14 protein-coding genes and 1 pseudogene are annotated in these 17,559 nt (G+C 73.7%); 6 read left to right on the plus strand and 9 right to left on the minus strand.

Annotated elements, in window-relative coordinates:
- The first annotated feature begins 91 nt into the window (after positions 1–91).
- From O7626_RS03830 to O7626_RS03850, 5 genes are all read left to right on the plus strand, one after another.
- A complete protein-coding gene (locus O7626_RS03830) occupies positions 92–1,495 on the plus strand; it encodes a serine hydrolase domain-containing protein (protein ID WP_278059295.1) in 1,404 nt (467 codons plus the stop codon).
- Positions 1,496–1,658: 163 nt separating this feature from the next.
- Positions 1,659–1,841 carry a hypothetical protein gene (locus O7626_RS03835; protein WP_278059297.1) on the plus strand — a complete coding sequence of 61 codons (183 nt, stop codon included), beginning with the start codon at positions 1,659–1,661 and terminating at the stop codon, positions 1,839–1,841.
- A 2-nt stretch (positions 1,842–1,843) separates the two neighbouring features.
- The gene (locus O7626_RS03840; protein ID WP_278059299.1) at positions 1,844–2,914 is read left to right on the plus strand and encodes a GNAT family N-acetyltransferase; all 1,071 of its coding nucleotides are present in this window, start codon (positions 1,844–1,846) and stop codon (positions 2,912–2,914) included.
- Positions 2,911–4,017 (plus strand): o-succinylbenzoate synthase, encoded by a 1,107-nt coding sequence (menC, locus tag O7626_RS03845; RefSeq protein ID WP_278059301.1) that lies wholly within the window; start codon positions 2,911–2,913, stop codon positions 4,015–4,017. The genes O7626_RS03840 and menC overlap by 4 nt, the downstream gene beginning before the upstream one ends.
- 453 nt (positions 4,018–4,470) lie before the next feature.
- Positions 4,471–5,814: a PucR family transcriptional regulator gene (locus tag O7626_RS03850; RefSeq protein ID WP_278059303.1), complete on the plus strand. Its 1,344-nt coding sequence runs from the start codon at positions 4,471–4,473 to the stop codon at positions 5,812–5,814.
- 28 nt (positions 5,815–5,842) lie between these two features.
- Here O7626_RS03850 and O7626_RS03855 read toward each other — a convergent pair whose 3' ends face one another.
- From O7626_RS03855 to O7626_RS03895, 9 genes are all read right to left on the minus strand, one after another.
- Positions 5,843–7,090, minus strand: a complete 1,248-nt coding sequence (locus O7626_RS03855; protein ID WP_278059305.1) for a TIGR02679 family protein — start codon at positions 7,088–7,090, stop codon at positions 5,843–5,845.
- The gene (locus O7626_RS03860; RefSeq protein WP_278059307.1) at positions 7,090–11,379 is read right to left on the minus strand and encodes a TIGR02680 family protein; all 4,290 of its coding nucleotides are present in this window, start codon (positions 11,377–11,379) and stop codon (positions 7,090–7,092) included. The genes O7626_RS03855 and O7626_RS03860 overlap by 1 nt, the downstream gene beginning before the upstream one ends.
- Entirely contained in the window at positions 11,376–12,614 is a 1,239-nt protein-coding gene (locus tag O7626_RS03865) for a TIGR02678 family protein (protein ID WP_278059309.1), read from the minus strand. The genes O7626_RS03860 and O7626_RS03865 overlap by 4 nt, the downstream gene beginning before the upstream one ends.
- Positions 12,611–14,197 (minus strand): TIGR02677 family protein, encoded by a 1,587-nt coding sequence (locus O7626_RS03870; protein ID WP_278059311.1) that lies wholly within the window; start codon positions 14,195–14,197, stop codon positions 12,611–12,613. The genes O7626_RS03865 and O7626_RS03870 overlap by 4 nt, the downstream gene beginning before the upstream one ends.
- An 80-nt stretch (positions 14,198–14,277) precedes the next feature.
- Positions 14,278–14,475, minus strand: coding sequence for a phospholipase D-like domain-containing protein (locus O7626_RS03875; protein WP_347404745.1), 198 nt, complete (start codon positions 14,473–14,475; stop codon positions 14,278–14,280).
- Positions 14,433–14,876, minus strand: a complete 444-nt coding sequence (locus O7626_RS03880) for a hypothetical protein (RefSeq protein WP_278059313.1) — start codon at positions 14,874–14,876, stop codon at positions 14,433–14,435. The genes O7626_RS03875 and O7626_RS03880 overlap by 43 nt, the downstream gene beginning before the upstream one ends.
- A gap of 18 nt (positions 14,877–14,894) precedes the next feature.
- On the minus strand, positions 14,895–15,101 hold the full coding sequence (locus tag O7626_RS03885) for a hypothetical protein (RefSeq protein WP_278059315.1): 207 nt from the start codon (positions 15,099–15,101) through the stop codon (positions 14,895–14,897).
- Positions 15,098–15,301 carry a hypothetical protein gene (locus O7626_RS03890; RefSeq protein WP_278059316.1) on the minus strand — a complete coding sequence of 68 codons (204 nt, stop codon included), beginning with the start codon at positions 15,299–15,301 and terminating at the stop codon, positions 15,098–15,100. Before O7626_RS03890 ends, O7626_RS03885 begins: the two co-directional genes overlap by 4 nt.
- Before the next feature lie 46 nt (positions 15,302–15,347).
- Positions 15,348–15,599, minus strand: a complete 252-nt coding sequence (locus O7626_RS03895) for a hypothetical protein (protein ID WP_278059318.1) — start codon at positions 15,597–15,599, stop codon at positions 15,348–15,350.
- Between the two features lie 182 nt (positions 15,600–15,781).
- Here O7626_RS03895 and O7626_RS03900 point away from each other — a divergent pair.
- A pseudogene (locus tag O7626_RS03900) lies at positions 15,782–17,268 on the plus strand (ISL3 family transposase).
- Positions 17,269–17,559: the final 291 nt, after the last annotated feature.

The raw sequence follows: 17,559 nt of genomic DNA on the forward strand, positions 1-17,559 counted from the left end.
CCCGCTGGGTTGTGCGATCCGACCAACGCGGGACCGATTTTTCGTCCTGATCGACGAACACCGGGCCCGACCTCGAACTTTACGATCGCGCATGGCGACGGTCACAGAGGTCCAGGCCATCCTGACGGCCCGGGTTCCCGAACTCCTCCGCGAACACCGGATACCGGGCGCGGCCTGGGCCGTCCTGCACGACGGTCAGATCGTCGACGGCGCCGCCGGACTGCTGAACACCGGCACCGGGGTCGAGGCGACGCCCGACTCGCTCTTCCAGATCGGCTCGATCACCAAGCTCTGGACGAGCACCCTCGTGCTGCAACTGGTCGACGAGGGCAGGGTCGAGCTGGACGCGCCGGTCCGGACGTATCTGCCGGAGTTCCGGATCGGCGACGAGGCGGCAGCCGCCGTCGTCACCACCCGGCAACTGTTGAACCACACGGCGGGCTTCGAGGGCGACATCTTCACCGACACCGGCGTCGGCGACGACTGCCTGGCCAAATTCGTCGACACCCTGCACGACGTCCCGCAACTCTTCGCGCCCGGCGAACAGTTCTCGTACAACAACGCCGGGTACTGCGTGCTCGGCCGGCTCGTCGAGGTGGTGCGCGGAATCCCGTACGACGAGTGCCTGCGGCGGCACCTGATCGGGCCGCTCGGCCTGACCCACACGGCGACCGGGCCGTACGAGGCGATCCTGCACCGGGTCGCGGTCGGCCACCTGGAGCCGGAGCCGGGCGCCGATCCGCGTCCGGCGCCGATCTGGGCACTCGCCCGGTCCAACGCGCCGGCCGGCGCCATGCTCGCGATGCGTCCCCGCGACCTGCTCGGCTTCGCCCGGATGCACCTCGACGACGGCCGGGCCGCCGACGGCACGCAGGTGCTGGCGCCGGGCACCGCAGCCCGGATGCGGCGGCGCGAGGTGGGGCTGCCCGACCTCGGGCTGATGGGCACCTCGTGGGGGCTCGGCTTCGAGCGCTTCGACACCCCGGCCGGGGCGCTGGTCGGGCACGACGGCAACACCATCGGGCAGGCCGCCTTCCTGCGCGTCGTCGTCGAGGACGGGCTCGCGGTGACCCTGCTGACCAACGGTGGCGACGCGATGTCGCTATACCGGGACGTCTTCCGGCTCGTGCTCGGCGAACTCGGCAGCATCGCGCTGCCCGACCTGCCGCAGCCGCCGGAGCATCCGGAGCCGGTGGACGCGCGGCGGTTCGTCGGGACGTACACGTCGCAGGTGGCGGAGCTGGCGGTCAGCCAGGACGAGGACGGCCGGATCTGGATCGAACAGACACCCAAGGGCGACATCGCCGAACTCGTGGGACAGGCGTCCCGCAAGGAACTCGTGCACTACCGGGGCGACAGCCTCATCCCGCTGGAGCCGGAGCACGGCGTCCACGCACCGCACGCGTTCGTCGGCGACGACGGCGCGGGCCGCGCCCGGTTCCTGCACGTCGGCCGGGCTGTCCGCCGGGCCGACGCCACGGCATCGTCCGGCTGACCCCGGGGGCCGTCCGCCGGGCGGACGTCACCGCACCGTCCGCCTGACGCGGACCGTACCGCAGCACGCCCCACACCCGTCGAGCCGGCAGGCTGGAAGAGGACTCCCCAGATGAGAAGCCGCCACCGCCGCGCTGACCCTCTGCGGCCTGCTCCTCGGCTCGATGGTCGCCGGCACCGATACGCCCACCTTGGACGGTCTCGGCGCGGTCGGCGGCGGTGCCCACGCCGACGACGAGCACGTGCTGCTGGAGTTCCTCCCCGGCCGTACGGCGCTGCTGACCGCGCTGATCGCCGAGCTGCGCTCCGCCGCGCCGGTCCGACCCCGGACGACGGGTGCCCGGTGACCATGACGAGTTCGGAGAACCTGGACGGCAACAGCGCCGAGCTGCCCGATGCCGAGCTGCCCGACGCCGCACTGCCCGACGCCCCGCCGCCCGATGCCGCGCCAATCGGCGCCGCGTCGTCCGGTGTCGCCGCCGAAGCCGTTCCGAGGGCCCGGCCCGCTGCCGTCGGCGCCGGCGGCAGTGCCCGGGACGCCGTCGACGAGGCGGTGGCGAGTGCCCGGTACGCCGCCGAGGCGGCCGGGGTCAGCGTGCGGGAGGTGACCGAGCTGCGCGACCTGGAGCGGGTCGTCCGGCTCCTCGCCCGGATCTGGGGCCGGGACGCCAACCCGCCGATGAGCCTCGAACTGCTGCGGGCCCTCGACAAGGCGGGCAACTACGTGGGCGGCGCCTTCGTGGCCGACGAGCTGGTCGGGGCGTGCGTCGGCTTCTTCCACGCCCCGGCGGAGGACACCCTGCACAGCCACATCGCCGGCGTCTCGCCCGAGCTGGTCGGGCGGCACGTCGGCTTCGCCCTCAAGCTCCACCAGCGGGCCTGGACGATGTGCCGGGGCGTCGACCAGATCACCTGGACGTTCGACCCGCTGGTGTCCCGGAACGCCTTCTTCAACATCGTCAAGCTGGCCGCCCGGCCGGTCGAGTACCTGCCGAACTTCTACGGCCTGATGGCGGACGGGGTCAACCGGAGCAGCGACACCGACCGGCTGCTCGTGCACTGGCCGCTGCGCGACCCGGCCGTCGCGGCGGCCTGCGGCCGGGCAGGCGGCGGTACGGCGCCACCCCGCCCGCCGTCCGGGCCGTACCCGGCTCCCGGTCCGGCTGCCGGTCCGGCTGCCGACGCGGTGGTGGCGCTGGGCATCGCGGCGGACGGCTCGCCCGAGCCGGGCCGCCTCGACGGGGCGACGAGCCTGGTGGCCGTCCCGCCGGACATCACCGGCCTGCGCGGCACCGACCCGGTGCTGGCCGGGCGCTGGCGCGGCGCCGTACGCGAGGCGATGACGGCCCTGCCGGCGCAGGGCGCCACGGTGGTCGGGTTCGACCGGACCGGAGGATACGTGCTGCGGAGGAATCGATGAAACTCACCGGGTTCGAGCTGCGCTGGATCACCATGCCCCTGGTGGCCCCGTTCCGTACCTCGTTCGGCACGACGACCAGCCGCGAGGTCCTGCTGGTGCGCGCCGTCACCGAGGACGCCGAGGGCTGGGGCGAGTGTGTCGCGATGGCCGACCCGTTCTACTCGGCGGAGTACGCCGAGGGGGCCGCCGCCGTACTGCGCGACCACCTCGTCCCGGCGCTGGCCGCGGCGAAGCCCACGCACACCCCGGCGGTGGCCGGCGCGCTCGCCCCGGTGAAGGGGCACCGGATGGCCAAGGCGGCCCTGGAGACCGCCGTCCTCGACGCCGAACTGCGCGCCGAGGGCCGCTCGTTCGCCCGGGAACTCGGCGCCGTACGGGACCGGGTGCCCTGCGGCGTCTCCGTCGGGATCATGGAGAGCGTTCCCGCCCTGCTCGACGCCGTCGACGGCTACCTCGCCGAGGGGTACGTCCGGATCAAGCTGAAGATCGAGCCCGGCTGGGACGTCGAGCCGGTACGCGCCGTACGCGAGCGGTTCGGCGACGAGCTGCTCCTACAGGCCGACGCGAACGCCGCGTACGCGCTCTCCGACGCCCGGCACCTCGCCGCGCTCGACCCGTTCGACCTGCTGCTGATCGAACAGCCGCTGGCCGAGGAGGACGTGCTCGGCCACGCCGACCTGGCCCGCCTGATCCGCACCCCGGTCTGCCTCGACGAGTCGATCACCTCGGCCGCCTCCGCCGCCGCCGCGATCCGGCTCGGCGCCTGCCGGATCGTGAACGTCAAGCCGGGCCGGGTCGGCGGATACCTGGAGGCGAGGCGGATCCACGACGTCTGCGCCGCGCACGGCGTACCCGTGTGGTGTGGTGGCATGCTCGAGACCGGCCTGGGCCGGGCCGCGAACGTGGCCCTGGCCGCGCTGCCGGGCTTCACGCTGCCCGGCGACACCTCCGCGTCCGGCCGCTACTACGCCGCCGACATCACCGAGCCGTTCGTGCTGGACGGGGGACACCTGCCGGTGCCCACCGGTCCGGGCCTGGGCGTGGCCCCGGACCCGGACCGGCTGGCCGACTGCACCGACCGGGTGGAGTGGATCGCGGTCTGACCCGTCGAGGGTCTCCTCCGCGGACCGGGACCGAGTTCCGGGCGTCGCGGAGACCCCGTGCCGGCCGGCGGCGCCCGTTGTCGGGGCCACCCCGGGCCTCTATCGTCGTAGCGAGGTCCAGGTCAGGGAGTGCCCCATCACCGCGAACCCCGTCCCGTCGACGCGACCGCGCGCCAGTCTCGGTCGCGTGCTGGACGACCTCGGCTCGATGCTGCTGGAGCTGGTGCACGGCGACCCGGAGCAGGCCGAGCCGGTCGGCGCCGTGGCAATCCACGACCCGGACGACAACCCGGTGCTGCCGCCCCGCGCGCTCGTGCTGGGCGTCGGCGTCAGCGACCCGGCGGCGATCGTCGACCTGATCGGCCAGATCGGCGCGCAGCGGGCCGTCGCGCTCATCCTGCGCTCGTCGGCCCCGGCGCCCCACCGGTCAGGGCGGCGGCCGACGAGGCCGGGGTGGTCCTGCTCGGCCTGCGCCGGGGCGCACCGTGGGCACACCTCGCGGCGATGCTGCGCTCGCTGCTGGCCGAGGGCGAGGTCGGGGTGGCCGAGTCCGAGTCGCTGCTGGGGCTGCCCTCCGGTGACCTGTTCGCGGTGGCCAACGCGATCGCGGCACTCATCGACGCGCCGATCACCATCGAGGACCTCAGCTCCCGGGTGCTCGCCTTCTCCGGCCGGCAGGAGGAGGCGGACGCGCCACGGGTGGAGGTCATCCTCGGCCGCCAGGTCCCCGAACGCTACACGCAGGTGCTCACCGAGCGCGGTGTCTTCCGCGAACTGATCCGCACCGACCAGCCGGTGCGGATCGACCCGATCGGCGACGGCCGGCACGGGTACTCGATGCCACGCTGGGCGGTCTCCGTCCGGGCCGGCGACGAGGTGCTCGGCTCCATCTGGGCGGCGACGCGCCAGGATCTCACCGAGGAGCGGGCCGCGGCCCTGCGGGACGCGGCCAAGCTGGTGGCGCTGCACCTGATGCGGCTGCGGGCCGGCACGGACGTCCAGCGCCGGCTCCGGGTGGACCTGCTCAGCTCGGCGCTGGAGGGCGGCGCGGGTGCCCGCTCGGCCCTGGAACGGCTCGGCCTGGCCGGCCAGCCGCTGCTGCTGCTCGGTGCCGCGCTGGCCCCCGGCGGCGGGTCGGGCGCCGACGACCCCGCCTTCGTCCAGGAGCGCCAGCGACTCGGCGACGCCTTCGCCGTTTACCTGCACGCGGTCCAGCCGCGCAGCACCACGGCGCTGGTCGGCGGCATCGCGTACGGCCTGCTTCCGACCGCGCCGGGCGACACCGAGACCCGGGGCCAGCGCCTCGCGGCCGACTTCCTGGACCGGGTCGGCGACCGGTACCGCCCGGTGGTCGGCATCGGCCCGGTGGCCCGGGACATCAGCGAGCTGGTGCACGCCCGCGCCTGCGTCGACCGCACCCTGCGGGTACTGGCCCAGGCCCGCGGCGACCGGCGGACCGCCCGGATCGACGACGTACACGTCGAGTCCCTGCTGCTGGAGCTGCGGGACCTGGCGGCGGCCCGTGGTGACGGCCCGACCGGCGGCATCCGCAAACTCATCGAGTACGACCGCCGGCACGGCACCCGCCTGGTCGACACCCTGGCCACCTGGCTGGACCACTACGGCGACGTGGCGGCGGCGGCCCAGTCGTCGTACGTGCACCCGAACACGTTCCGCTACCGGCTCCGCCGGCTCGCCGAGGTCGGCGACATCAACCTGCGCGACCCCGACGAACGCTTCGCGGCGATGCTGCAACTCCGGCTGCTCGTTTCCCGCCCGGAGAACCCGCCGGCCTGACCTGCCGTCGCGCGGAAGCGGAACCGCGTCAGCCTCGGCCGTCCGCCAGGTCCAGCAGGAGGTCGTCGAGGACGAGTTCCTCCTCGACCCGTACCCCGCGTTGCCGCATCGCCGCGCTCAGCTCGGGGTCCCAGACCGCGTCGACAGGTGTGCCGTGCAGCGAGTCGGGTGCGGCGGCCGGGGCGGCGGCCAGGTATTCGGCGGCGTCGTACCGCCACGGCCGCCAGGGCAGGCGCGATCCGAGCAGGTTGGCGATCCGCACCCCACCCCAGTCGAAGTCGCCGTGGTAGCGCAGCTGGCAACCCTGCTCCGCGAGACCGCGCAGCAGCCGCAGCGCGGCGGTGGAGGGTTGGCCGCCGGCACAAACCAGCGGTGGGCAGGCCCGGCCGAGCCGGTCCGCGGCGGCGGCGAGGACGGTCGGGTTCTCGCAGACGTACACCGGGATGGCGCGGAAGCGGAGCCCGTCCCGCCCGATCTGCCGCAGCGTGAGTACCACCGGCTCGCCGAGTTCGGTGGCGGTCGCGGTGAGGTCGTGCAGCCGGCTGCCGGTGGCGGCGGGCAGGTTGAGGACGAGCACGGTCGAGGAGAGTTCGTCGACGAGTACGCCGGCGACGTCCCAGAGCGCGCGTCGCTGCTCGGCGGCGGAGGCGGGCAGCGCCCCGGCACGCCACCAGGTGGCCCGCACGGCCGAGAGCACAAGCGTCGCGACCGGGCTGTCGGCGTCGAGGGCGTGTGCGTCACCGACGCTGCGGGCCGCGAGCCGGGCCAGCGGTACTCCTGCGGCGGGCAGCTCCCCGAGCACCGCGACCAGGTCGGCGGTGAGCCGGGCCGCCGTCTCCGGTGTCCGGCCGAGCCGGCGGACCAGAGCGGCGGTGCCGGGGTCGGCGCACCAGCCGGAGAGTTCCGCGCGACGGCTGCCGAGTGCCGGCAGCGGGGAGAGTGCGTCGCGCCAGGCGGCGGCCTCGGCGGCCCGGACGTCGGCGAGTACCCGGACCTCGCCGCCGAGGAGTTGGACCGCGGCGGCCAGCCCGTCGACGTGCATGCCACTGCGCCGGACGACCCGGTCGAGGTCGTCGAGGTTGACCGTGAGCGAGCTGCCCCGGCCGGGTCGCCGTCCCAGCAGCCGTTCGACCGCCCGCCGCTCCGCCTCGGTCGGCTCGGCCAGCGAGAGGCTGCCGGTCAGTGCCCGGCCGTGCGCCAGCCGGGAACGCAGCCGTTGGACGAGCCGGGCGGTCTCCGGCCCGCCGAGCTGACGGTGCAGCCGCTCGGGGTCCATCAGTCGCCGTTCCAGAGCCCGGGCGCCGGCTCGTCGATTCCCTCGCCGCCGGTCGGGGGAGCGGCGTCCGAGGCGCGCTGTCGGGGCGGTGGCTGCGGGGTGTGCCGGGGCAGCCGGTGCCGCTCCCGCCCGTCCCAGCGCCACGGCGTGACCAGTACGGCGTCGATCCCCTCGTGCCGGGCCAGCTGGGCGATGCCGAGACCCGGGACCTGTGGGTAGCAGCCCCACTCGCGCTCGCTGGTCATCACCACGTCCAGGTCGAAGGTGGCGAGCAGGCCCAGGCACTTGGCCCGGGAGTCGTCGTCGACCCCGGCGAACGCCTCGTCGAGGGCGATCAGCCTCGGCGCGTACGGGTTGCCGGCGGAGCCGTAGTAGGAGGAGGCCGCCGCGAAGAGCGGGATGCTGGCGGCGAGTACCCGCTCGCCACCGGAGGCCGGGCCGCTCGCCGGGCGCCACTGCCCGTCCTGGCGGCGCTGCACGGCGAACTCGTGCCAGGCCCGGTAGTCCAGGGCCCGGGTGAGCTGCTCGGTCCAGGTGGCCCCCTCGTCGCGCAGGCGTTCCCGGTCGATCTGCCCTTGCAGGAACGCGCCGACCGTGCGCCGGTCCTCGTCGTTCCAGACGTCGGTGCTCTGCCGCAGTTGCCGGGCGCGCAGCTCGGCGAGGCCCTCCGGGGCGTCCCTCGTCGGCCGCCAGAGCAGCCGCAGCCGCATCCCGGTCGAGGTCGGCCGCGCCTCCAGCTCGGCGTTCATGCTCGCCACCTGCTGTTCGGCGCCGGCGACGAGTTCCTGGAGCGCCCCGGCGACCTCGTTGACGAGGTGGGTCTCCAACACCTCCCGCTCGTGTGCCGAGAGCACCCGCTGCCGCTCCTCGACCTCGCCGACGAGCGCGGTGGCGAGTTCGCCGACGCTGCGGCTGTGCCCCTGGAACACCACCTCCACGATCATCGTCTCTTCCCGTACGACGGGTAGCACCTGGTGACCGTGCCGGGAGAGGTTGTCGGCGAGAAGCTTGACGTCGACGCTCACCTGCTGCTGGAGGCGTTCCCACCGGGCGTGCTCGGTGTCGACCTCGGCGAGCGTCCGGTCGATGCCCCGGGCGACCGCCACCGCAGGGGTGGCCGCCCAGGGCTGCCCGGGATCGGGTAGCTCCAGCCCTGGGCAGACCAGGTCGACCAGTCCGGTGCCGGCGAAGGCGCGCAGCGCCGCCACCGCTTCGTCCCGGTCCCGGCCGACCTCGTCGAGTTCCCGTTCGAGGCCGTCGCGCCGGCCGCTGGCGGCACCGCGCGCGTCCCGGGCGACGCCTTCCTGCTCCCGGGTCCGCCGCTGCGCCTCCTCGCACCGGGTCACCGCCCCGGCCACCTCGGCGAGCTGCCGGCGCAGCTCGGCGACGGAGGCACCGGCGGTCGCGTCGAGGGTCTCGAACTCGATCCGGGCCGCCGTCGCCTGCTGTTCGGCCGAGGCCGCCTCGTCGGCCGCGGGCTCGAGCCGGGTCAGCCGCTCGTGGTAGGTCACCTGTGCCTCGCCGTGCCGCCGGGCCGCCGTCCAGGTGCCGGTCACCGCCGGCCACCAGGCGGCCAGCGCCACCCGGTACGCCTGCAACCCCTCGCGTACCCCGGCGAGCTCCTCTGTGGAGTACGGCAGCCCGACGTCGTCGGCGAAGTCGGTGGCCTCGGCGAGCGCGGCGGCGGCCACCCGGGCGGCGGTCTCCAGCTCCGCTCGCGCCTGGTCCCGGCGGGCGAGCGTCTCCCGCCGGTGGTCGTAAGCGGTCCGGACGAGGGTGTGCGCCTCGCGGACCGGCTGGTCGGGGGGGAGCGAGTCGGCTTCGTCGGTGACCCGTCGGCGCCGCTCGTCGAGGGTGCCGCGCTGACCGGCGAGGTGCTCCGCCAGCGCCGACAGTTCGGCGGCCTCCTGGCGCAGCCGGGCGATCCGGGCGCGCCGGCTCGCGGCCCGGGCGCCGTCGCCGACGTGTTCCGCCGCCGGCTTCGTCCAGCGCCCGGCGAGGACGCCGCTGCCGTACCGGCCGGCGGCGTCGACCCAGGTCACCGCCGCCGAGTCGGCGCCGTACCCGATCGCGGCCAGCACGTCGGCGACGAGCCGGTCGGTAAGCGCGGCGGCGGCGGGATCGGCGGTGTCGATCGCCGGCCGGAGCAGGCCGTCGAGGGTCGCCGGCCGAGGACCGGACAGGTCCGGTACGGCAGCGCCGGGGCCCACGCCGGCCGGTCGCAGCACCGTGTCGCCGGAGACCGGGTCGCGAAGCGTGCCGTCCGGGTCGAGCCAGGCGTCGAGTACGCCGGCCGCCTCCAGCGCCGCCTCGATGCCGGCCCGGTCCGCCTCCGACACGCCCTCCGCGAAGTCCACCACCCGCCACAGCGGTGCGCCGGCACGGTCCGCGCGTACCCGCGGGTCCCGGGTGTGCGGGGCCGGTGGCGGCTGGTGTACGCCGTCGGCTAGCCGGCGCAGTTCCGCGTCGATCTCGTCCAGCCGGTCCCGGGTGCGGCGCTGCTCGGCCTCCAGCGCGGCGTCCTGCCGGGCGAGCGTCCCGGTGGCCGAGGTGGCGGCGCGGGTCACCTCCCGGCTCGCCGGGTTCTCCCCGGCCAGCCCGGAGACCCACTGCTCCAGCCGGGCGAGCAGGGTGTCGGGGTCTGTTACCGGAAGCTCGACCAGGCCGGCGAGGTATTCCCGGACCCGGTGGACCAGCAGCTCGCCCTGCCGGGTCGCCGCCGCCTCCGCCTCACCGGTCCGAAGGTCGGCGGCGGCCGTCTCCCCGTCGAGCCGGTCGAGTTCGCCCCGGGCGCGGTCCGCCCGGCCCCGGGCGGTCCCGGCCGCCTCGCGCAGCCGGTCCAATGTACGCAGCGCGCCGGTCCACGCCTCGACCAACTCGGCCGCCGCGCGGTTCGCCCCGGTCACCTCGGCGGCGCGGCGCGGCGCGGTCGTTTCGGTGGCATGGCTCGGCTCGGCCGCCCCGGTGCGGTGGCTCGTCCCGCTCGGCGGGCCCGGAGGCAGCGCGGCCACCACCTGGTCCCGATGCCGGTCGGCGATCCTCGCCCGCTCTGCGCTCCGGGCCACCTCCCGGCGGGTGGCCGCCTCGATTTCATCGGCGTGCCGCAGCTCTGTCGCCGCCTCGTCGAGGACGCGCCGGTGCCGGGCGACATCCGACTCGACGTCGCCCAGGTGCTGCCGCTGGCGCTCGGCGAGCCGGGTGCGCTCCTCGGCGATCTCCCGCAGCCGGTGCAGGTGTTCCGCCGTCCGGGCCTCCGGGCTCTCCGCGAGGGCCTGGCGGCGCGCGATCAGCTCCCTGCCCTCGTGCTCCAGCTCAGCGAGCCGGGACTGTGCCTGCCGGACCCGCTCGTCCGCGTCCGCGTACGCCCGCTGTGCCTCTACGAGGTCGCGGCCGAGATGCTCGTAGCGGCTGTGCCGCTGGCGTAGCACGCCTGCCTTGCGCTTCGTCGCCACCTGTGCGTACCGCCGGTAGCGGGCGAGGAAGTCGTCGGCGGCACGTTTCGTCTCGGCCAGTTCCCGCAGCGTCTCTCGCTCGTCGTCGAGGTTGCGGAACGCCTCGGCGACCTGGGTGATCAGGTTCTCGTCCAGCGGCGGCAGGGCGTCGCCGAGTGCCCGGGAGAGGCTCTTCTCGTCGGGCCGCTTCGACAGTTGTGGCTGGCGCAGCTTGATGAGCAGCGAGATCAGTGCCTCGTAGCGGTTGCCGAGCCCGAAGAGGGCCTCGTCGACCGCGCGTCGGTAGTCCCCGGCGCGGTCGTAGACGATGCCGGCACCGCCGAGCGCGTCCCGGAGCCGTTCCCGGGCCAGGGCCGTGCCGGCCGGGGTGACGAGGTGCAGCTCCTCGCCGACCCGCTGGCTGGTGACGAAGAACCAGTGCCGGGCGATGCCCCGTCCGGCGACCGCCTTGAGCCCGGCCCCGAGGGTGCGGAAGTGGTGGCGGCCGTCGGAGTCGCGGCGGCCGAACTCCAGCCAGGCGTAGCCGAGCCGCTCGGGGTGCGGATGCCGGCCGCCGAGCAGCAGGTTCCACTCCATCCGTTTGTTCGGGTCGCCGTCCGGCTCCACCCGGTACGGCGCGAGTTCGCCGTCGAGCAGGAACGGCAGGGTCAGCGCCAGCACCTTCGACTTGCCGGTGCCGTTGTTGCCGCGCAGCAGCAGGCTGCCGCCGTGGAAGTGGAACTCCTCCTGGTCGTAGTAGAAGATGTCGACCAGACCGGCACGGAGCGGCTGCCACCGTTCCTGCTGCGGCACTGGCAGTGTCCGGGTCGGCAGGGCCGGGGGCGGGGACACCGTCACCGTGGGGCTTCCTTCCGTTCGCGGATGGTGGGCTGGGCCCGTTCCCGGATGGTCGGCTCGGCCAGGGCGTACCGGGCGATCGCCGGGCGGCCGAGTACGAGCGGGTCGGTGCCCGGCCCGACCGTGACCAGCTTGAGGGCGCGCAGCGCCTCCAGTGCGGTCGCCACCAGGTCGACCTCGGCACCGGGGTCGGTGGCGTGCTTGCGCCAGTAGGAGCGGTGTTCCCGGGCCAGCGCCCGGGTGTGCCGGTGCAGTTCGCCGACTCGCACGCCGTCCGGCCCCGCGGCGGCGATCCGCTCGGCCAGCAGCAGGGTCAGGTGGCTCTGCATCCCCTCGGCCGGCATCCGCACGTCGGTCAGCTCGTCGGCCGGGTCCACCATGGCGATGCCCTCACCCCGCACCTCGGCGACCAGGCCGGTGAGCTGGGTGATCCGGTTGAGCAGCGCGAACCGCTGGCTGGTCAGGTAGGAGCGTTCGGGCTCGGAGAGGTCGTCGTAGTAGAGCACCGGTTGTTCCAACAGCAGCCGGGTGAGCCGGTGCCGCAGCGCCCGGTTCCGGGCATCGTCGAGATCGAGCGACACCTCGCTGGTCAGCGCGTCCAGCCGTGCCTCCGGCGTCGCCCCGGAGATCATCGACGGGCCACGGGCGGCGGCGAGCAGCCCGGCGATCACCCGGCGGTCCACGTCGTAGAGGACGTCCCCGCCCGCACCCAGGTACGCCTCCTCGTCGCCGGCCACCCGGCGCAGCGCACCCCAGTGCAGCAGCAGCCGGACCACGGCCACCATGTCGGCGCGGCGCTCCCGCCGGTCGAGGGTGAACGCGAACCCGGTGTCGGCGAGCGCCGGCTCGGCGGCGGCCAGCACGATCTCCTCGGCCAGCCGGCCCAGTGTGACCTGGCCGTCGGTGCGTTCGAGTGCGGCCAGGGCCAGGCAGGTGAGCACGTACCGCTGCCGGGAGAACGGGGTCTTCGCTCGGGGGTCGCGGGCGGGGTGCGTTCCGTCGTACGGGTCGGCGGTGAGCTTTAGCAGCCGGATCGTCTGCGCGTCGGCGACCAGCCGCCAGCCGGTCTCGCGCTCGAACCATTCCCGCAACTCCGCCGCGCACGTCCGGACCAGCCGGAACTCCTGGTCGTCGGTGAGACCGGCGACCAGCAGTGGGCGGGCGAGCAGGATCCGTGCCGCCTGCCGCAGCCGGGCCGCCGGCTCGTCGGCGGCCGGCATCCGGGTCCTTCTCACGCGGCGGCCAGGTTGCTGGACGGGACGAGGTCGGTGATCTCGATCAGGTGGTCGGGGCCGGTGAGCACGCCGTCCTCGGTGACGATGCGCACCTGCGGGGCGTCCGCCAGCCGAGCGAGCCGGACCAGCAGGGTGCCGTCGGAGGTGGTGGTCACCACCTCGTCGGTGTCCGGCCGCCGGGCCGCGAGGGCGTCGCCGAGCAGGTGCAGGAAGAGCCGGAACTCGGCGCTGTCCAGCTCGCCGAGTCGGGAGAGTGTGATCGGCCCCGGGGTGACGAGCGCGGCGCGGGCCCGGGCCACCTCCGCAGCCTGACGTTCCGCCCGATCCGCGAGGAGTCGGCGCTGCTCGGAGCGGTCGACGACCCGGTTGGGCGAGCCACGCCGCTCGTACGAGCCGGTGCGCCGCAGTCGGGGGCTGATCTCCAGCGGCGGGGCTTCTGCCCAGGGCGTGGAACTGGCCACCGGCCGCTCCTCGGCGCTGGCCAGGCTTTCGGTGGTGGTGAGGTGGCGGGCGGGAGAGAGGCCGAAGGCGGTGTGCCAGAGCCGGTGCGCGGACTCGTCGTCAGGGGCCTGGGCAAACCAGAGCGCCAGCGTTCGGAAGTCGGCCGAGCGGTCGGAGCGGCCGGCCCGGCGCTCGTTGATCGCCGTCACGGTGCCGAGCAGTTGGCGGATCGCCCCGATCGCCGCCGCCCGCAGCAGCCGGGCCTGCGACTGCCGCCCGCCACCGTCGGCGCTGACGAACCAGTCGCGCAGGCCGCGCCAGCGCTGCTGCCAGGCAGCCAGCGCCGCATCGGTGGCGGCCCGCCGGGCGTGCTCGTCGGCCTCGTCGACCGGGGCGGCATCGGTTGCCTCGCGTCGGGCCGCCATCTCCAGCAACGGCAGCACGCCTGCCGCCTCGATCTGGCCGGCGAGCGCGGCGATCTCGGCGCCCCGGTTGGCGAGGTCGGCGATGAACCGCTCGATGTACGAGATCAACTGCTCCTTGTACGCCAGGAAGACGTCCACCTCCGCGTCGGCGAAGTCGACGGTACGACGCAGCGAGGCCATGAACGCCTGTGCGTTGTCGGCCAGCCCGGTGAAGCGGTCGACAAGGCTCATCAGCAGCAGGTGCGTCTTGGCCGGGTCCGGCGGTACCCCCGGTCCCGAGTCGCCGGGGTTCGCCTCGGCGGCGATGACGAGCAGCGCGCGCAACTGGGCGGCGATGTCCGACAGCGCCACCGACTGGAGTGCCCCGCGCCGCGCCACCGCCTCGGAGTAGACCGCGATCGCCTGCTCGGCGGCGTGCCCCTCCGGGCTGAGCTGGTAGAGGTAGCGGGCCCGGTGGAAGTCTTCGACGGTGGTGACCCGGCCGGTGTCCGGGTCGGCTCGCAGGTTGCCCCACTCGGCGAGCTGAGTCAGGGCGGCGGTGACCGCCTCGGCCGGCGTACCGGCGCCGAGTTCGGCGAGGACGTCCTCGGGGCGCAGGTGGACGGTGAAGCGTTGTTTCGCCCGGACGAAGGTCGACAGGATCGCGCGGTAGAGCGGGGCATTCTGGGCCTGGAGGTGTGCGAAGGGCTGCGCGGAGGGTTCGGTCCGGCCGGGCATCGAGCCATCATCGCACCGGCGGAGTCGGGCCGGTCGCACCGGTCGTCTCTGGCGTTTCGTGGCGGGGCAGACGGGGGCATTCAGGACAGGTGCACTCGCTCCAGCGGGCCGCTCTGTGCGTCCATCAGTGCGGTGAAGTGGGCAACGAGCCGGCGTACCGGCTCGGGGTCGCGGAGGACGACGCCGACTTCGAGGTTGCTGGAGAGGGCCCGGTCGGTCAGGTTGGCGCTGGTGATCAGCGCTGCCCGTCGATCTGCTGCGATGATCTTCGCGTGCATGGCGGGCGTGGAGTTTCCCGTGGCCGGGCGGCGCGGGGCGGGCCAGTGCCAGAAGGCTGCCCGATCCTGAAGCCGGGCGAGGCGGCGGAGGCCCCGGTCACGCCCCGCAGTGCGCCGCCGTCAACGGATGAGCTTTCCAGCACCAGGTCGATCCGAACGCCCCGCCCGGATGCGGCCAGCAGCTCGGCGACGACCTCCGGCACACCGTACGCGGCGAAGCTGACCACCAGCAGTGCGGTGCGCGCCGACCGGATCAGCTCGACCACGACGGAGCTGGTCAGTCGTACCGGTACGGAGGCACTGACGGGTCCGCTCACGGCCAGTTCGGTCCGCCGCTCCTCGGTCTGCTGATGGACCACGGCGGCACTGGTCAGGGCGAGTGCGACGGCCGCACCGGACATCCCGGGCGCGTTGGCACGTCATACGGTCACCAGCCGTCGGGCGTGGGAGGCGACCGCGTAACCGGGCCAGGCGTCGATCAGAGCGGCTTCGACCTGCTGGTTGGGTGCACCGGCGGCCGACAACGCTTCGGACCAGGCCGCAATGTGCCCGTCCGGCAGTTCGGCGGCGACGGCGGCGATGGTCTCCGCGAACGTCTCCGGGTCCCTTGTCGTTGCCCGTGTCATGGCGCTCCCTCGACACCATGCCGGCGGGTCAACTGGAAAGAAGCCGTCACCCGGGTCACCCCGGCCAACACCGCATTGTCGGCGTTCGACACCCCGTCCGCAGCGCGCAGCAGCACCTGCGCCCGCTGCACCAGCCGATGCGCGGCCGTACGCGACTTGGCAACAGACTCCAGCAGTTCCCGCTGACCGGGTTCAAGCACCAGCGGCGCTGGCAGCACGTGTCACGCCCAAAGCCCACCAAAGCGGCTAGCTATTTGCCAGACAGAACACTAGCTCGATCGCGTCCTTGCCGCAGCGGCGGGCCCGGCGCAGCGCCGGGTGCGCCGAACCGTGACTGGTCAGCACCAGCAGCGCGGACGCCGCGACGACCGCCAGGTAAACCTTGCGCAGGTCGTCCGCGACATCCTTTGCCGAGTACGCCACGCTCGACGTCTCCGGTGTCTCCGCCGGTGGCTCGTCGTCCGTGTCCTCCGTTGTCGCCGCTTCCGGCACCGTCACGCCGGTCTCCTTCCGTCAGGTGTGTGGGTGCTATCGAATCGAGTACTCTCCCTGATCAGGAGTTACACCGATCTTTTGGCCCTGTCGCACATTCGGTGGTGACGGAGGGTCGCGAGGGTCGTTGACAGTCGCGTGAAGGATCTCAGTGAGCTTTCGCGGACGCTGTTTCGGGTCTTTCTCCGCTGGTCGTAGATGATGTGGCCGACGAGGGTGAGCGGATCGTGGTGCGGGCACGGACCCCCAAGGGCACGGCGGTCTGTCCGGTGTGCGGGGCGGTTTCGGGGCGGGCGCACGGATTTCACCTGCGGACGGTGACCGACATGCCGGTCGACGGACGGCGGGTGGTGGTCCGGGTGCGGGTGCGGCGTCTGGTGTGTCCCACGCGCGGCTGCCGGCAGACGTTCCGTGAGCAGATGCCCGGAGTGCTGGAGCGCTACCAACGACGCACGGCCCGCTTGTCCACGCAGGTACAGGCGGTGGTGAAGGAGTTGGCGGGCCGGGCGGGGGCGCGTCTGCTGGCGGTACTCGCGGTCGGCCTGTCCCGCCGTACGGCGCTGCGCGTCCTGCTGCGCATCCCGCTGCTCACCGGGCGCACGCCCAGGGTGATCGGCGTGGACGACTTCGCTCTACGTCGGCGGCACCGCTACGCCACCGTGATCGTCGACGCCGAGACACACGAGCGGGTCGACGTGCTGCCCGACCGCACCGCCGACACATTGGAAGCGTGGCTACGCGACCGCCCCGGGATCGAGGTCGTGTGTGCCGGGACGGCTCCGCTACCTACGCGCAGGCCATCCGCCGCGCCTTGCCCGACGCGGTGCAGGTCGCGGACCGCTGGCACCTGTGGCACAACCTCTGCGAAGCGGTCCTGAGCGAGGTGAAGGCGCACAGCACCTGCTGGGCGGCGGTGCTCGACGCGCCGCTGTATGACGGGCCCCGCGCGCAGACAACTCTGAAGCGTTGGCAGCAGGTCCACACCCTGCTTGACCAGGGCGTGGGTCTGCTGGAGTGCGCCCGCCGCCTGCAACTGGCCCTGAACACCGTCAAACGCTACGCGCGAGCCGACCGGCCCGAGCGGATGCTCCGCGTCCCCAAGTACCGTGCCAGCCTCGTCGACCCCTACCGCGAGCACCTGCGCAAACGCCGTGCCGAAGACCCCGCGATCCCTGTCTCCCGCCTCTTCGAAGAGATCAAGGCCCTCGGCTTCACCGGCTGCTCGAACCTCCTGCACAAGTACATCAATCAGGGCCGCGCGGACGCCGACCGCAGCCACATCTCCCCGCGCCGGCTCGCCCGGATGATCCTCACCCGGCCCGCCAACCTCACACCCGAGCACCGCGATCTCCTCACACGGCTCACCGCGGCCTGCCCGCAGATGACCAACCTCGCCGCCGTCGTCGGAGGCTTCGCCGCGCTCCTGAGGCCCCACCCAGGAAACGCCGACCGGCTCTCGCTCTGGATCGACCAGGTCCGCGCGGTCGACCTGCCTCACCTGCACGCCTTCACCCGAGGCCTGGAACGGGACCGCGACGCCGTGAACGCCGGGCTCACGCTTCCGTACAGCAACGGCCCCACCGAAGGCGTCAACACCAAGACCAAACGGATCGCACGCCAAATGCACGGACGAGCAGGCTTCGACCTGCTCCGCCACCGCATCCTCCTCGGATAGCAGCACGCACCGTCACCACCGAATGTGAGACAGAGCCATCTTCTTTTTCAGTCCCCTCCCAGGCAGCGTAGCCAGAACCGGGTTTACGAACGGCACAGGGTACATCTGCTGGGGGCGACGACCAACCCGACCGGTGAGTGGGTGGCGCAGCAGGCCCGCAACCTCATGCTGGACCTGGGTGAGCAGGCCGATCGGTTCCGGTTTCTTATCCGGGACCGGGACGCCAAGTACACCGCCACGTTCGACACCGTGTTCCACACCGAGGGTGTCGTGGTGCTCCGGACGCCGCCG

It is taken from the genome of Micromonospora sp. WMMD1102 (assembly GCF_029626265.1).
In the GTDB taxonomy this organism is placed as follows: domain Bacteria; phylum Actinomycetota; class Actinomycetes; order Mycobacteriales; family Micromonosporaceae; genus Plantactinospora.

Coding starts and splice junctions, on each gene's coding strand:
- O7626_RS03830 (WP_278059295.1), top strand. CDS start 92: ATGGCGACGGTCACAGAGGTCCAGGCCATCCTGACGGCCCGGGTTCCC.
- O7626_RS03835 (WP_278059297.1), top strand. CDS start 1,659: ATGGTCGCCGGCACCGATACGCCCACCTTGGACGGTCTCGGCGCGGTC.
- O7626_RS03840 (WP_278059299.1), top strand. CDS start 1,844: ATGACGAGTTCGGAGAACCTGGACGGCAACAGCGCCGAGCTGCCCGAT.
- menC (WP_278059301.1), top strand. CDS start 2,911: ATGAAACTCACCGGGTTCGAGCTGCGCTGGATCACCATGCCCCTGGTG.
- O7626_RS03855 (WP_278059305.1), bottom strand. CDS start 7,090: ATGGACCCCGAGCGGCTGCACCGTCAGCTCGGCGGGCCGGAGACCGCC.
- O7626_RS03870 (WP_278059311.1), bottom strand. CDS start 14,197: ATGCCCGGCCGGACCGAACCCTCCGCGCAGCCCTTCGCACACCTCCAG.
- O7626_RS03875 (WP_347404745.1), bottom strand. CDS start 14,475: ATGCACGCGAAGATCATCGCAGCAGATCGACGGGCAGCGCTGATCACC.
- O7626_RS03880 (WP_278059313.1), bottom strand. CDS start 14,876: ATGTCCGGTGCGGCCGTCGCACTCGCCCTGACCAGTGCCGCCGTGGTC.
- O7626_RS03885 (WP_278059315.1), bottom strand. CDS start 15,101: ATGACACGGGCAACGACAAGGGACCCGGAGACGTTCGCGGAGACCATC.